The following is a 16,474-nucleotide window of genomic DNA, read 5'->3' on the forward strand; positions in this document are numbered from 1 at the left end:
AGACTATCAGCCCCGCTAGAAAAAAGGCTGTAATTAGTTGATATTTGCTAACCCTCACATATGATAGCCACCTAATTACGAATTAAATTACCAGAGGTCGAAAATGGAATATAAGGAGTTTATTACACATGTACAAAGCGTAGCTCAATCAAATTCTCGCGAAGAGGCAGAACGTGCTACCCGTGCTACTTTAGAAACTCTCACAGAGCGCATTCCTAGAGAGGAAACAAACGAGATAGCAGCAGAATTACCACAGGAACTTGGGCAATATTTACAGGGACGAGAAGGAGAACCAAGTGAATCTTTTAACCTACAAGAATTTATCTCTCGTGTCAGTCAAAGAGAAAATATAGAACCCACAACCACCGCTATTCATGTTCGGGCCGTGTTTGCAGTGTTACAAAATGCCATCAAGCCTGAGAAATTTGCCAAGTTTCATGATTATTTTCCTCATGATTACGAAGAACTATTTACAACAGCACCAACGAGTGAAATTCCAGCAATGTAACCAGTAATTAAAAACAGCAATTCTTCTATTTCACTAAGGTCTAACAATAGGTAAAATTCATGACAAACTATAACAATCATGCAGGCAATAAAAAAGTTGCTATCCTCATTGAAAATGGAGTGGAGGATATAGAATTTGCTATGCCTTGTAATGGATTAAAACAAGCTGGGATGGAGGTAGTTGTCCTCGGTTCACGTATGAATGAAAGATATAAAGGGAAACGAGGCAAACTTGCAGTACAACCCGACGCTACCACCACAGAAACCACTGTTGACAATTTTGATGCGGTGGTAATTCCTGGTGGTCTGGCTCCGGACAAAATGCGGCGTAACCCGAATACAGTCCGCTTTGTACAAGAGGCGATGCAACAGGGAAAATGGGTAGCTGCAATTTGTCACGGTCCACAACTTTTAATTGAAGGTGATTTGCTCAAAGGTAGAAAAGCCACTGGCTTTAATGCTATCCGCAAAGACATCAGCAATGCAGGTGCAAATTATCTCGATGAGCCCTTAGTGGTAGACGGGAATTTAATTACCTCTCGCGAACCAGGAGATTTACCGATTTTCACCACAGCACTGCTGAGTCGTTTGGGTTACGGTGGTAAAGATGCTGCACTTCCAGACGAGAAAGACACTGGCGCTGAGTGGTGGAAATTGGCTGATGCTTGGGGCGGTTCTACCAAAGGTGAAATCACTAGAGGCTTGAATACAGCATTGAGTGGTGAGCGTTATTCTATGGAAGCCTTGGAACAGTACGCAGAAAAAGAATCAGATACCCAAGTGCGATCGCGCTTTCAAGAGATGATTGGTAATAAAAAGCGTCATATTCAAATGTTGGAAAACTATCTTAACAGACTGGGTGAAAGGCCTTCCGTCATAGCAAATATTGCTAATCAATATGCCAAAGTCAAAAGTGCCTTCACTGGGAGCGACGACATATATCAGTTACGTTGCGCTTTGGGGGATGTGCAAACAGGTATTGGGGATATTAGTAATTTGTCTGCTATGTACACTGACCCGGTAGCAACAGCAATTTTTAAAGAAATTCACCACGATTTGCTCAAATACGAGCAGCAATTAGCGGAGGTATATCGAGAAGGAATAGGAACTCAAATTCAACCTCCCAAACCGACTACAGGGGCTGCTGTGTAGATAAAGTAAGTTGCATTTTCAAGCAATGTATTGACACGTCGCTCAACAATGCTTAACCACAGTTGCAGAGTATTTCAAGTCATACATTACTTCTTCCTTCCTTATTTCTTCATCAAATCATTTCAATAACAACCAAATCAGCAAAGACGTAAACGGGCAAAATTCCCATCAATCAAGGACAGCCCATAGATTAAAAATAGTCATACAATCACCATTGAGAATGCTTATGAAAAGTCTATTTTCTCGCTTAAAAAATATCCTTCTGCGCCAGATTATTTTAATTTTTGTCATAGGTTTTGTCTTTTTCTCATTTCAGATTTTTAACTATAGTCATGAAATGTTGTTGGCGCAAGCTTACACTGTTACAACCCCTGAAGGCACTTATTACAAAGGTGCGCCTAATAATAACCCACCTATTAGAAACGAGCAACAAGTTAAAAATGCTCAGAAGAATCTACAGGAAACTGCTGACAATATCCGAGAAAACCTCAACATTGATCAACCAATACCCGAAGCCACAAAAGATTTCTTAGATACAGCACAACAGCAAGTTGAAGAAACCCTTGAGCCAATTACCGGCACTCCACATGGATACTATCAAGAACATAGACCAGAAGTTAACAACAGATAAACCAAAATCTTTTTTCTCTGTGTTATCTGCATCTTATGTGGTTGAAAGAAATGAAAAATAAATATTTTATTGACTTGTAAAGATAAATCACCATGAAAGCAGTTTTTTGGCACAGAGCAAATAATCCCCGGGTAGAGACAGATGATTTATCATTACCCACATTGTACCTCTACTAGAACAAGCATCCTACGCTTAGGAAATTTTCAAGCACAAAAAAATAACTGCATCAAAGTCATACTTAAACCATAGGACAATTAATTCAAGATGACTGACACAAGTATTAAGAAAATCGACTCCACCTATTCCCCCAAGGGTAAACTCGGTCAGAAGTATCTAGCCTCTGGCAAATCTGTTTCTATGCGTCTTTGGGAAGAGGAACAACCAACGGTAGATAAACAACCTACTTCCCGCGACTATGAAACAGTTGGTTATGTAATTAACGGCCGCGCAGAATTACACATGGAAGGACAAATGATTTTATTGGAACCTGGAAGTTCTTGGGTAGTACCAAAAGGTGCAAACCACAGATACAAAATTCTCGAACCATTTACCGCAGTTGAAGCCACAAGTCCACCGGCTCAAATTTATGGGCGAGATCAAAGTTAAAATATAGATCAATCAAATATTTGAACATATTTCAACTGCGGCTTTTACACAAGTGCCCAACTTAAATATTACTACAAGTATTAGAGCAGGAAGCCTACCAATAACACCCTCTCAGAGTGTTATGTCCTTTAGGGTATGACAAAATTTTTGTGGGTTGAGCATCTTGTGGGTTTTTTTGTACCTAACTCAGATGAAGGGCGCTGTATTTACTGATAAAAGTCACTATGCCCACTAAAATTAACCAACCTTTTTGCTGATGGTGTTTCCGCTGAGTATATTTATGATTTTTCAACTCGTATATGTCGTTTAAAACTTCAGTCACAGACTGATAGCGCTTGCAATAGTCAAAGCGTACCATTTTGTCAATAATTTTTGCTAATTCTTTACTGATTTTTTGATTTTTATTACGCCAAATAATTTCTCCTGTTAGTAGACTTTTCTGATTTTGTAGTCTAGAGATTTCATTAGCTGTTAAACCTATCAGTGCAGCGATCGCAACTAGCCCTAAAGCGTAGATATCGCTATTATATTGGGGATCACCCCGCAATTGTTCCAGTGGTACATATTCAAGACTGCCAATAATCGTAGTCACAACTTCCTGAACAGAACCAAAATCAACTAAAACTAACTTCTGATCTGACTCTCGACGAATAATATTTGTTGGTTTAATATTCTGGTGAATTATTCCCTGGTCATGTACAAACACCAAAATTTCTAGTACTTCTGATAAGATATCAATTACCTGTTCTTCCGCCAGGGGCGTTCCCAATAAAATTTCTGAGCTTAAGTTATTACCAACAATGTATTCTTGAACTAAGTAAAAATCTGGATGATCTTCAAAATAATTAACTAAATTTTGAATTTGGTCATATTCGCGACCTAGCTGCTTTAACTTTTTTGCCTCATCTGCAAATGACTCTCGCAGAATTGCTGACTCTTGGAGATGATCCCCGCTGGGATGTAGATGTTTGATTACAAATTCGCTACCCGGAAGCATTGCATCTTGGACTAAATACGTTTGTACCACCTCCTGCACATTCAGAACTCTGAGGATTTGATAACGTGCATCCAAAATTTGAATATTCATAAATTCATCAGTCATTCTGTTTGTAAGATTTTATTGGACATCGAAGAAATTGACAGTAAATTCATCCAATTCATGTACACAAGGGCGGGCAAGACTGGTAGAGTATGCCCACCCCACAAGAGTTATATGATGGCTAATTAAGCTGGCATGACGAATTTTTCGCTACCAGCTAACCCAAAGGCGGCGTGAATAACTTGCAAAGCTTGTACACCTTGTTCTTGTGCGACAACACAACTAATTTTGATTTCTGAGGTAGCGATCATTTGAATATTGATTTGGTGCTGGGCTAAAGCCTCAAACATTCTAGCCGCAATCCCCGGTTGTCCAACCATCCCCGCACCCACAATACTTACCTTAGCGATCGCATTATCTAAGACAACTTCACCCCATCCCAATTCTCCCGCCACTTGAGTCAGCATTTGCTGTGTAGTTTCCCCATCTATCCGCGACACTGTAAAGGCTATATCTCGTTTAGGAATACCATCAACTACTCGGCAGCGCTGTGATTGAATAATCATGTCAACACTGATGTTGTGCCGTGCTAATAGTCCAAACAATTTTGCCGCCATCCCCGGTCGATCTGGGACTTGACGAATTGCCAGTCGTGCTTGGTTTATATCTAAAGCGACACCACGGACAGGGGGAGTGGGGGAAGATGAGGGAACAATTTGTCCTTTGTCCTTTTGTCCTTCGTCTTCTTCAATTTCAAAAGCCTTACGAAGTGCCACCACGGCGCGATCGCATTCTGCTGCATCTACTACACAACTAACTTTGACTTCACTGGTGGAAATCATCTGGATGTTCACTTCGGCTTCAGCTAAGGTGGCGAACATTTTGGCTGCTACCCCGGGACGGCCAATCATTCCTGCCCCAGCGATGCTGACCTTGGCAATATTTTCTTCTACAATCACTTCAGCTTCATCACTGTTGGGCTGAGATTGATTCCTCAATGCTGGGGCAATGGCAGAGGCTACTGCTTCGGCGCGCTTTAATATGGGCGTTGTGACAGTAAAGGCAATATCGTTACTATTAGCTTCGTGTATTGACTGAATAATCAAATCTACGTCCACACTTTGTCGGGATATTTCCCCAAATAATCTAGCTGCCACCCCTGGTTTATCGGGTACACGTAACAATGCCACCTTGGCTTGGTCTGTGTCAAATTCTACATTATCTACAGGACGGGCAATTTCTAAGTTGACAAGGGATCGCCCTTGGGGTTTGGGTGATGTAACCCAAGTACCAGGTTCATTAGTCCAACTTGACCTTACTACTAGAGGAACGCCATAATTACGGGCAATTTCCACGGCGCGGGGATGTAACACTTTTGCCCCCAGACTTGCCAGTTCCAGCATTTCATTGCAGGTAATTTCGTCCATTAACTTGGCTTCAGCAACTAAGCGGGGATCTGTAGTCAAAATCCCTGGGACATCTGTATAAATTTCACAAAAATTTGCTCCTGTTGCCGCTGCTATAGCCACTGCTGAAGTATCGGAACCCCCACGCCCCAAAGTAGTAATTTCCATATCTCTGATGCTAGATATGCCTTGAAATCCAGCCACTACAACGACTTTACCTTGAGAAATATGATGATTCAGCCGTTCTGTTTCAATATGTAAAATCCGAGCGCGGGTGTGTTCAGCTTCTGTCAAAATACCTACTTGAGCGCCAGTCATGGAAATTGCTGGCTGTCCGATTTCTTGCAAGGCCATACTGACTAAAGCAATGGTAACTTGCTCCCCAGTGGAAAGAAGCATATCCATTTCCCGGCAGTTAGGATTTCGAGAAATTTCCTTAGCTATTTTTACGAGTCCATCAGTGGTTTTTCCCATGGCTGAAACCACTACGATTACGGAATTTCCCGCATTAACAGTTTTGTAAACACGCTGTGCAACAGCTTGAATACGTTCTACTGTACCAACAGATGTACCACCGTATTTTTGAACTATGAGCGCCATAAGTCTATCTTAAATCTATGCTGCCTACTTTCATCAATGTCAATTTGGGGAAGCCTGGAATCTATTTTCAGGTGTTTATTTTACTAACTTATCAGAACCATCCGAGACAAAAAACCTATATTGAGGTTTTGTTGTTGATGTTTTGCTTGCTGTATCTAATTTCAGGAAATCTCAGTAAGTTTGCTGGTAGTAGGGAAGATAAGAGATAGTATACTCCTCCCTAGGGGAGCATTGACTACAAAACCCACCACAGAAACTGATAACAGCAAAAAAATCAGTAAAATTTAATTTTTTGTATATTTAGTTTTAGATAACTTAAGTAAAAATATTTAGTCATGGATTTTCTGGATAATATCAAAAAATCACCAACATTTTTGTTGATTATTCCTTGTGTTTATCATCTTAATATTAGATACTTAATAAGTAAATGAATAATTTAATTGGTCTTATTACTGCACTAATTCGGTTGTAAACTAATTCAAACTGCTAATTAATCTCACCATTAAAATAACTCTTTGCCCGGTAAATTGCAGATTACAATTAGAGAATACATATAAAAATAGCAAATGTTAATCAAATTAATGATATAGTTTATCATTTTTGTGAACATCATGCAAGTGTATTACTTGTGGTTTCACATCTAATGGTCAATAGTTCCATTATTTCAGAATAAACTTTGATATTACTTTGGCTAACATCGTGAAAATACAAGAGAAATTAAGGATATCAAATTTTGGGTATATGTTGTTTTAGATGATACAAGTCTCACAAAATTTTTAAACAGTTCTTACCAGCTAGGGACTGAAAATGCGCTGATAATACTATATGTTACTACGGTATATGTGATTTAGATAATATTAATACATTAAGAAATTAAGCCCTTGTTAAATTTATATTTTCCCCTAAATTTACCTGATGTTGTTAGAAATATAATTTGTCTATTGTTTTTTATTACTTCAGGGCAGACAAAACTCTAATAATTCATAGTTATTTAATATCAATATCTGCCTTTTATCGAGATAAATTTAATTTTAAACTCACACTTTAACCAGTGCTTTTTTTACCTACAATTATGTCTTTAACATAGCTATCATCAACGGTTTCCCTGGAAGAAATATCAAAAATTGACACATTTGTTTTATAATATTCAAATATCAAGCATAATTTTTTTACTAATCCGTAGCGGTGAACAGCCATGTGTGTTAGAAGCTGTTCCTGGGCTGTAATACAGTGAAATTGAGGAATGCAAAATGTCAAATAGCCCTGGGTTGTACATTCTACTAGTAAGTGTTCACGGCTTAATTCGTGGTAAAAGTTTAGAATTAGGGCGAGATGCTGACACGGGTGGACAGATTAAATATGTTTTAGAACTCGCTCAAGCCTTAGCGGCAAATCCACAAGTAGAACGGGTAGATCTGGTAACTCGTTTAGTCAATGATCCAAAAGTTAGTTCCGATTATGCTCAACCTTTAGAAATTCTCAATCATAAAGCTCAAATTATTCGTGTTAATTGTGGGCCACGTCGTTATCTTCGCAAAGAAGTTCTTTGGCCACATTTAGATAATTTCGCAGATGAGTTACTCAAGCACTTACGCCAAGTGGGAAGATTACCTCATCTAATTCACAGTCATTACGCCGATGCTGGATATGTGGGTTGTCGGGTTGCTGGTTGGTTAGGTGTACCACTTGTGCATACTGGTCATTCCCTCGGACGTGTGAAACAACAACGACTTTTAGAGCAGGGAACTAAAAGGGAAACCATTGAAAGCACTTATCACATTAGTACAAGAATTGAAGCAGAAGAAACGACTTTGGCGAGTGCAGCATTAGTCATCGCTAGTACCCATCAAGAGGTGACCCAGCAGTACGGGATTTACGACCACTATCAACCAAATAGAATGGTTGTAATTCCTCCTGGGGTAGCGCTCAAAGAGTTTTACCCGGCTCCAGAAAATTGGCAGGAACCACCTATTTATGAGGATTTAAAAATATTTCTCAGAAATCCTGAAAAGCCTATGATTATGGCGCTTTCCCGCCCAGCTGTTCGGAAAAATGTCGCTACTCTTGTCAAGGCCTATGGCGAAGACCCACAGCTGCGTCACTTAGCGAATTTAGTCCTGATTTTAGGGAATCGAGATGACATCACCACAATGGAATCAGGACCACGTCAGGTATTTACAGAAATTTTCCAGTTAATCGACCGCTATGACCTTTACGGATACGTCGCCTATCCCAAACATCACTTATCCGATGAAGTACCAGAACTATATCGATTATTAGCAAAAACAAGGGGAGTATTTATCAATCCGGCTTTAACTGAGCCATTTGGTCTGACGTTAATTGAAGCTACAGCCTGCGGTGTGCCAATTATCGCTACCTCAGATGGTGGGCCGCGAGATATCCTGGCGGTTTGCGAAAATGGAATGTTAATTGACCCTTTAGATATTAAACAAATCCAGGATGCCTTGCGAATAGCGCTCACAGATACAGAACAATGGAAAACTTGGTCTAAAAATGGATTAGATAGAGTTCGAGCCAATTTCTCTTGGCATAGTCACGTAGAACGTTATATTGAACAGATACAGAAGTTACCACAACGACCAGTCCAATCCCTGCTGAGTCCCCTACCCAAAGCTTTAGCAACTCAGCTATATGATCCTGATTCAAACATTCCTGACCAGAACCGCTTACCAACGGCAGATCGTTTTCTGGTCTGCGAAATTGATAACACTCTGTTAGGCGACCAAGAAGCTTTACACAAACTTATTGACCGACTGCGTAACGAAGGGCACTCCACTGGGGTGGGAATTGCCACTGGGCGCAACCTCAAAAGTTCTTTAGAGATGTTAGAAGAGTGGAATTTCCCCAGACCAGACTTGCTGATTGTATCAACAGGCAGTGAAATTTATTATGGCCCACAGGTAGTCCCAGATACGAACTGGCAAAGACACATTAGCTACCATTGGAATGGTGAGGCTGTTCGTGAAGCAATGGCAGAAATACCCGGAGTGATTTTACAGCCGGAGGAAGCTCAAGGTAAGTTTAAACTCAGTTACTTTGTTGATGAAGCTACATCCTTAAGTTTTAAGGAAATTATGCGTCATCTGCGACGGTGTAGGCTCCATGTCAAAGGAATTTACAGCCATAATATGTATCTTGACTTGTTACCTATTCGCGCCTCTAAAGGTGATGCCATTCGTTATTGTGCCTTGAAGTGGGGACTACCGATTAAACGATTCTTAGTAGCAGGTGCATCTGGTAATGATGAATCAATGCTGTCTGGGAACACGCTAGCTGTGGTTGTGGGTAACTACAGCGCGGAACTAGAAAAGTTGCATGGCTACCCGCAAATTTACTTTGCCCAAGGACATTATGCTTGGGGAATTTTAGAAGCATTAGACCGCTACGACTTTTTTGGTAATCTGTGTCAGACAGAACCGGAAATGATGGCAGTCTATTGAATTTTAAGGACAACTAATGTCATATCATCGGTGTTTTGCTTTTCAGCACCGATAAATTGCAAAACTTGGTCAAACAGATAATCCACAATTTCTTGTGGCCCATTACAATACCTGCAAGCTGTATTAAAAGCTGCAATGAAATTTTCTTCGTCGAAGCGATCGCCGCTAGCAGCAGCAGCGTCCGTTAAACCATCTGTATAATAAATTACTGTATCCCCCGGTTCTAACTGTACCTGGGCATCTTCGTATTGGCTATTGGCATCTAAACCAATTAGCATTCCCAAAGTATCCAAGCGGGTAATAGTTTTGGTTGCTGCGTGCCACCACAGAGGGGGATTGTGTGCTGCATTACTATAAGATAAAACTCGATTTAACGGATTATATTCTGAGTAAAACAGGGTCACAAAGCGGTGGGAATTTTCTAAATCCGCATACATAACGCGATTCAAATTTTGCAGAATTACACATGGAGAATGACCATGCAATACTTCTCCGCGCAGCATTCCCCGCATCATGGTCATAATGAGTCCAGCTGGAACACCCTTACCCATGACATCGCCAATTACCAAACCCCAGCGCGCGTTTTCCTGGGCGGTTTTGCTATTGGGCTGTAGCTGATTGCCATTGGTAGGGATAAAATCATAGTAGTCTCCACCAACACGATTAGCAGGTTTACAACGTGCAGCCAGAGCTGCACCAGGAATAATCGGGCATTGACGGGGTAGGAGTCGGCGTTGAATTTCTGCGCCAATTTCTAGTTCTTGATCTAGGCGCTCTTTTTTCCTCAACTCTACGGCTAGTTCTTCGTTGGCAATGGCTACGGCCGTTTGATCTGCCACCAGTCTAACTAACTTTTGTCTGGTTTCTGTCCAGCTATATTCAGGGTCACGGCTGAGGACGTAGAGCCAGCCCCGTTCTGTGTGCTTGACCAGAATTGCCGTGCCAAAGATTTGCACATCTGGACCCAAGTAGCGATGCATTTGGTCATCTAAAATCCCGGTAGCTGTTGCTAAAGGGGCTGTATTACACAACAGTGTAATTTGACTACTAGCAGTTTCTAGGGCTTTGCGGATGTTCTTGCGCTGACGGCTATCTTGCCAGTGTAGTTGCTCTAACCTAATTTGACCGTTGGGTTTATGCAGGAACAAAGCACTACCATCTGCATCTGTTACTCTTGTTGCCATGAGCGGGATCAGCTCTAGAAACTGGTTCAAATTGTTGAAGCTTCTCAGAGCAAATCCCAAAGAACTGAGTAAATCTGGGATTTTATTCTGTTCTCGGTGCAGCCGGGCCACGAGTTCTTTGAGTGCCACGACTGGGGTGACATCCGTTGCGGCACTACTATTACTATCAGTGGGTTGAGAGGGCGGTTGAGACACAGGCAAAGGTATTATTGCACTTGATATAGATAGAGTTTAGATTACTTATAAATTAAATAAGTTTCTGAGGAATTGCTAAATTATATTGGGACAAGGTTTATTACTTTAGCAAGAGTAAAAAGACGTAAGACATTGCTGGAGATAAGTATTCTATTTGCTTATTACATCTATCACTGGATATTGATGTATGTTCAATCGAAAATCAGTAAGTAAAAATCAGGAAATTCTCTCATAACCGATAAAGCCTTTCATTTTTCCATAACTCAATTAGCAAATCATACATCTTTAGACCCAAAAAAATCCCATATCAACAAAATAATTTTTCCCAGTTTCTGATTTTCTCCTGGAACTGTTCAGCCTCAAGTGAGTGTTATTTGTGTTTTGCCTCTTGGTGCTCAAAAAGTCAGCAGCCTCCGGGTTTACCAGTCCCTTAGGTTGGGAAGCTCCCAATCTGAATCCGCCTGACTATAGAGCTTAAGGAAGACAGCAAGCAAATCAGGGGAATTGAAATCCTAGCTGAAACACAAGCTAGGTCAGGACTTACGCCCTTGGCTTTCCCCTGGACTGGGAGTATCAGACTTGGGAATTCCTGAGCAAGGGAAATTTTCCATCTACTTTGACAGGGATGAAAAGGCCAACGCACACCCAGAAAAAATCTTAACTAAAAAAATCGCAACTAGCCACTTAATAGAGCTTCGACAAACTCGTAGCTGGAAAAAGGACGCAAATCTTCGATACCTTCGCCAGCACCAATAAAGCGAATAGGCAAACCTAGCTGCTGGACAACGGCTAGGGCAACACCACCCTTAGCTGTACCATCTAGCTTTGTTAATACTACGCCACTGATTTGGGCGGCTTGGGAAAAAATTTCAGCTTGCCGCAATCCATTTTGACCTAAAGTGGCATCTAAAACCAATAGGGATTCTATTTTGGCATTGGGGGCTTTTTTGTCAATAATGCGCCTGATTTTGGCGAGTTCGTCCATTAAGTTTTTCTTGTTTTGCAGTCGCCCGGCGGTATCTACCAACAATAATTCAGTGTCTCGTGCTTGGGCAGCAGCGATCGCATCAAATACCACGGCTGCGGGGTCTGTATTCTTTCCCGGATTGGCAATTACTTCTACGCCGCTACGATTGCCCCAAACTTTCACCTGTTCCACAGCCGCAGCTCGGAAAGTATCTGCTGCACCAATTAAGCATTTATAACCGGATTTTTGGGCTAGGTGGGATATTTTGCCGATGGTGGTGGTTTTACCTGCCCCATTTACTCCAGTAATTAACCAAATATTTAAGGTTTCTTTTTCTGGGGCCAAGCTGGGACTGTGGGATTTTTGCAGGGGGGCTTCTAACATATCCCGCAAGATTTTTTTGAGGTAGGCGATGGCTTCTTCTGGCGGGGTAGCTTCCGCTAACAGTTTTTTCTGTAGGGCACTGATAATGTAATCGGTGGCTTCTACACCCACATCAGCTTGTAGCAATGCGGCTTCTATTTCTGCCACAGCTGCTTGATTGAGTGGCCCTTGGCCGACAATTGCTTTGAGTTGGTTGAGGATGTTACGACGGGTTTTGTCTAGTCCTTTGCGGAGCTTTTTCAGCCAGGTAATTTCCTCAATAGAAACATCTTCTGGTCGCCTACCTTGGGCAGCTAATACTTCTGCTGACCACACAAAACCTTCATCAAAAGCTAATCCGCCCACCCCTTCCGTTGTTTCTGAGGTGGTGGCTACTGGTTGTAATCCTTGCGGTTCTGGAACTTCAATAGCCCTGGCTATGAGCCGTTCTTGCTTGGCTTGTCTTTCTGCCGCAGCCCGTTCTAAAAAGGATAAATTACTTGCTGGTGTTGGTTCTGGTGTAGTTAGTGGTTCGGTGGGTGCATTTTCTGGCTCTTCAGTTGCTGCTACTGCCTCTGATGCTGCTGTTGGGGTGACTTCACTGACCCTAAGTACCTCCGTTTCTGGTTGTTCGGGTGGTGCTTCAACATCTGCGGCTTCAGGAGCAGTTACTACTTCTAAAGCTTCTTGTTTTTGCTGGATATTCTTATAGGCAGATTTAGCAAAGGCTAATAAATCCGCCGTTGGGGTTGAAGTTACCGCTGGCTCGGATTGGGTTTCTATGACTGGAGAGGTCTCTTCCTGTTGTTGTTCAGATGGGGTATCAGACGAATCGTTATATTGACGACGGAACCAATTAAAAACCATTGCAATAGGTATTAGTTGTGAGATGAGTTTTTAGTTATTAGTTATGAGTTTAATGGAACCAGTAACTCTTGACTGGGGTGAAAACCTCCCCCATATCCTCATTTCTCAAAGCCAGTTTCCCCAACAGGGGGGGAACTTCCGTCAACAACTGGCTCCTGCTCACAACAATTAGAAAAATTAGAAAGTCAGGATGATTTACTAAACGGCTGTTTTTTGTTCTGTAACTCGCCGCAAAACGCCATTAATAAACCGATGCCCTTCGTCTCCACTATAGCGTTTGGCTAGTTCCACAGCTTCGTTGATAGCTACTCTGTCTGGCAGATTTAAAAACCTCATTTCTCCCACGGCGATTCGCAAAATATCTCGGTCTATTTGGGCTAGGCGAGTGACTTGCCAATCTACTAAGGCAGAGGAAATTTGTTCATCAATGATTGCTCGATGTTCGTTGACTATTTTGACAAGTTGGATGGCATATCTGCCTACTTCCTTGTCTTGGTTGGCTAGTTGAATCAATTCTGGAAATTCAACTGCGGCTCCGAGTTGATTGATTGCAGTTTGGGTGTAGTCAATAGCTTCTTTGAGGAGATTTCTAGCGGTATCGAGGTCTGAGGCACGAGTTTGGCTAGTTAAGAGACGCTCATTACTGCGTTGCAGTTCTGCTGTGGCGTTATCTAGTGTATCTTGCACTTCTGATCTCAGGGTACGGACTGTGGCTAGCACTAATTTTGGCAGATGTTCTTCTGTCAATTTTTTGGGGTTAATTGGCAACTGGCTGAGACTTAAAAGTGCTAATTCACGAGCAATTTGCTGGGGTTTTCGTTCTTGCATGGAAGTGAGTGCCTAAGCACTGATGATTAGAGTTTAGTAATCGAGCAGTTATGGCCAAGTCAGATAATCATACTATCTGTTTACTGGTGACTTTGCCGGATTGATTTTCAGCTTGGTTTTTTAGGGTGGTGCTTCTAAATTTCGCTCTTGGGACAAAACTAGGGGAGGTAGAGGTGTATTCTGAGCGACGATCCCACCAGAAATTAATACTTTAAAGGCATCTTCTATGGGCATAGATAAATTTATGACTTCATTCTCTGGAACGATGGCATACCATCCTGTGGTGGGATTTGGGGTACTGGGAATAAAAACACTGAGCATGGGACTGGGCATGTGAGCTTGAATGTCCTGACTCATGCTGCCTGTGACGAAGGCCATGGACCAGATTCCTTTTCTGGGATACTCTACTAAAACAACACGGCGAAACTTGTTGTTAGAATCTTTGATTAGGGTTGCTAGCAGCTGTTTCAGGGTTTTGTATACCTGTCCAGCTAAGGGAATTGCTTGCAGTAATCGCTCACCTAAATCCAATAACCAACGTCCAGCAATATTCCGAGCCATCAACCCTATTAACAGGATGCTGAATAGAGGCACTGCAAGTCCTACAGCTAGATTCAGTATATTTACTAGTATAGGATGGAGACCGTCAAAGGGATTGAGTTGTTTGGGAATTTTGGTGAGAAAGTTGATTACCCAATTCGCGATAGTAATGGTTAGCCAAATAGTTGTTGCTAAAGGAATTACTACCAACAAACCAGCAATCAGGTCATTCTTTAAGTTCTGTTTGAGATGATTAATTCCCAAGTCCCTATTCTCCTGTTTTAGGCTACTGGAACTTTTGTTATTGGTATTCATATCAGCATACTTTTCAAATTACCAACAGATTGGTCCTAAGATTTCATCCTTAAAGCAATGCCACAATATTTTCAGTGTCTGACGCGCTGATGGCTAGAAAAACAGTTTTTTCCCAGACAGGTGCATGTGGACACTTACTCATCAAGATAATGCCTGATTTGACTTTGATGATGTCAGTTTCGTTGTCAGAGTTTTGACTTCTCCCCTCGCCTTTAGGCGAGGGGATTCTAAACTGTTGCTACAGCGAGTGGCTTTAGACCTCCCCTCCGCTTTCTTGTTCTAGTTTCCCAGATGTGAAATCCGGTAGGCACGGTCAATAATGCCCTACACACCTTGACTAGGCATAAACCTAATTGTGTCTCTACTTTTGTTGCAAGTTTCTGATATCTTAATTATAAGAAAATCGAGCGAGACAAAACCACCGAGATAAAGTATCTTCGCCATGCTCCGATACTTTGTTATACTTTAGTCGGTGGATGTAGGCGAGGGCAAATCTTCTTTAGGGGAAGTCCATCAGGCATTGTCATGATGTTTTTGGTCTTCAATATATTTTTTAACAGTCTCAGTCCTAACATTGGCAGCGGTAAATGTACGTGGTCTGGCATAATTTCTATTTCTATAATTTTCCATTCTTTTTCTTCCCATACTTCCCCAATAATAGTCCTTAACCTTTTCTCTACATCAACTACTAAAATCTTCTTGCGTCTCTTTGGTATCCATACAAGATGATAGTTTATCAAAGAAACAGGGTGTTTTTTTATTCTATATTATCGCATTTTACTAAAAATTATTGTATGATTTCCTGTGGCACCTACCTTTAGGAGGTGATACAAGTAGTGCTGGTATTAGAGTAGAAATCTAAATGGAACCAAAGCCAAAAAAAGCTATTGAGGTTGGGTCGGTGATCGCCTAAAAATACAATACACTTGATCTAATGTTTGGAGTTAAACATCATGACTATAGTAGTATAGTTAGTTTATAAATTCATCACTTTGTTTGCCAAAATTAAGGAGGATTTAAAAATGATAAATACTTTAAATATTAAAAAACCTTTTAAAATACTTATCCCGCCAGACTGAAGTAAAAAGCAAAAAGGTGATTTTTTTGAGGATTTAATGGCTCCTGTATTCCAGCGTCAACGCTGGGATGTTACTAAGAATGTTGTATTTGAAGGAATGGAAGTTGATATTTATTTAGATAATTTAGATACTTCTGAAAAGGGATTAGTAGAATGTAAGTTTCAAGAAAATTTGATTGATGCTCCAATAGTATACAAATTATTAGGCCAAGTTTTAGTTAAGAAATTTCAATATGCTTACTTGCTTTCCACTTCAGAACTTGCTGGAACCAGTAAAGGCATTATAAAAGGTTTTGATAATAAAGATATTAAATTAATTGTTTGGTCAGGTGAAAAGTTAACAGAGATATTTATGGGTACATATAATATTATATTGCCTAACCTAAATGATATGGGAGTCAATGAAGTTAATACAGTCACATTGTTAGTAAATCATAAAAAACATTTTATTTGGGTAGCAGAAGAAATAGGAGAAGATGGCGAACCTTGCCGCGCAATTATGATTCCCATCTCAGAAAATACTTGTTCTGAAGAAGAATGGAAGAATTATTTTTCTAGGTATGGAGTTTGGACAGGTCTTGATGTTATGGTTGTAAGCACAAGTGTTGAATGTTAAGAAAGAGGTGATAAAAATAGCCCAAAATATGGTAAATTCTGGGCGAAGTATTAAAATATAATAATTGATAATGATTATAAATTCATTTCCCAAGATTGTCAAAGACATCCTCAGACCGT

General features: G+C 40.8%; 13 protein-coding genes and 1 pseudogene. 7 read left to right on the forward strand and 7 right to left on the reverse strand.

The features are described from left to right. Window positions 1–103: 103 nt before the first annotated feature. From NWP25_RS05125 to NWP25_RS05140, 4 genes are all read left to right on the forward strand, one after another. The gene (locus tag NWP25_RS05125) at window positions 104–508 is read left to right on the forward strand and encodes a DUF2267 domain-containing protein (protein WP_280651310.1); all 405 of its coding nucleotides are present in this window, start codon (window positions 104–106) and stop codon (window positions 506–508) included. A 59-nt stretch (window positions 509–567) separates the two neighbouring features. Further along, the gene (locus NWP25_RS05130; RefSeq protein ID WP_280651311.1) at window positions 568–1,659 is read left to right on the forward strand and encodes a DJ-1/PfpI/YhbO family deglycase/protease; all 1,092 of its coding nucleotides are present in this window, start codon (window positions 568–570) and stop codon (window positions 1,657–1,659) included. A gap of 226 nt (window positions 1,660–1,885) precedes the next feature. Further along, entirely contained in the window at window positions 1,886–2,290 is a 405-nt protein-coding gene (locus tag NWP25_RS05135; RefSeq protein ID WP_280657106.1) for a hypothetical protein, read from the forward strand. A gap of 264 nt (window positions 2,291–2,554) precedes the next feature. After that, window positions 2,555–2,896, forward strand: a complete 342-nt coding sequence (locus NWP25_RS05140; RefSeq protein WP_280651313.1) for a cupin domain-containing protein — start codon at window positions 2,555–2,557, stop codon at window positions 2,894–2,896. Window positions 2,897–3,077: 181 nt separating this feature from the next. On the opposite strand, the gene NWP25_RS05145 is transcribed toward NWP25_RS05140, so the two are convergent. Then, entirely contained in the window at window positions 3,078–3,998 is a 921-nt protein-coding gene (locus NWP25_RS05145; RefSeq protein WP_280657107.1) for a serine/threonine-protein kinase, read from the reverse strand. A gap of 122 nt (window positions 3,999–4,120) precedes the next feature. Next, complete coding sequence (locus NWP25_RS05150) at window positions 4,121–5,941, reverse strand: aspartate kinase (RefSeq protein WP_280651315.1); 1,821 nt, start codon at window positions 5,939–5,941, stop codon at window positions 4,121–4,123. A gap of 1,250 nt (window positions 5,942–7,191) precedes the next feature. Between NWP25_RS05150 and NWP25_RS05155 the strand changes: the two genes are divergently transcribed. Next, window positions 7,192–9,402 (forward strand): HAD-IIB family hydrolase, encoded by a 2,211-nt coding sequence (locus NWP25_RS05155; RefSeq protein ID WP_280657108.1) that lies wholly within the window; start codon window positions 7,192–7,194, stop codon window positions 9,400–9,402. Here the strand turns inward: NWP25_RS05155 and NWP25_RS05160 are convergent. Further along, on the reverse strand, window positions 9,396–10,787 hold the full coding sequence (locus NWP25_RS05160) for a PP2C family protein-serine/threonine phosphatase (protein WP_280651317.1): 1,392 nt from the start codon (window positions 10,785–10,787) through the stop codon (window positions 9,396–9,398). The genes NWP25_RS05155 and NWP25_RS05160 overlap by 7 nt on opposite strands. Window positions 10,788–11,457: 670 nt before the next feature. After that, entirely contained in the window at window positions 11,458–12,978 is a 1,521-nt protein-coding gene (ftsY, locus tag NWP25_RS05165; protein WP_280657110.1) for a signal recognition particle-docking protein FtsY, read from the reverse strand. 43 nt (window positions 12,979–13,021) lie between these two features. Here ftsY and NWP25_RS05170 point away from each other — a divergent pair, with 43 nt between their 5' ends. Further along, window positions 13,022–13,150: a hypothetical protein gene (locus NWP25_RS05170; RefSeq protein WP_280698962.1), complete on the forward strand. Its 129-nt coding sequence runs from the start codon at window positions 13,022–13,024 to the stop codon at window positions 13,148–13,150. Window positions 13,151–13,176: 26 nt separating this feature from the next. On the opposite strand, the gene nusB is transcribed toward NWP25_RS05170, so the two are convergent. From nusB to tnpA, 3 genes are all read right to left on the reverse strand, one after another. Beyond that, complete coding sequence (gene nusB, locus NWP25_RS05175; protein WP_280651320.1) at window positions 13,177–13,806, reverse strand: transcription antitermination factor NusB; 630 nt, start codon at window positions 13,804–13,806, stop codon at window positions 13,177–13,179. A 120-nt stretch (window positions 13,807–13,926) separates the two neighbouring features. Beyond that, window positions 13,927–14,661, reverse strand: a complete 735-nt coding sequence (locus tag NWP25_RS05180) for a DUF502 domain-containing protein (protein WP_280651321.1) — start codon at window positions 14,659–14,661, stop codon at window positions 13,927–13,929. A 458-nt stretch (window positions 14,662–15,119) separates the two neighbouring features. Further along, entirely contained in the window at window positions 15,120–15,422 is a 303-nt protein-coding gene (gene tnpA / locus NWP25_RS05185) for an IS200/IS605 family transposase (RefSeq protein WP_374914869.1), read from the reverse strand. A 336-nt stretch (window positions 15,423–15,758) separates the two neighbouring features. Between tnpA and NWP25_RS05190 the strand changes: the two are divergent. Beyond that, window positions 15,759–16,355: pseudogene (locus NWP25_RS05190) on the forward strand (restriction endonuclease); the annotation flags it as partial. Between the last annotated feature and the right edge of the window lie 119 nt (window positions 16,356–16,474).

The organism is Umezakia ovalisporum Ak1311 (genome assembly GCF_029891685.1).
Taxonomy (GTDB): Bacteria; Cyanobacteriota; Cyanobacteriia; order Cyanobacteriales; family Nostocaceae; genus Umezakia; species Umezakia ovalisporum.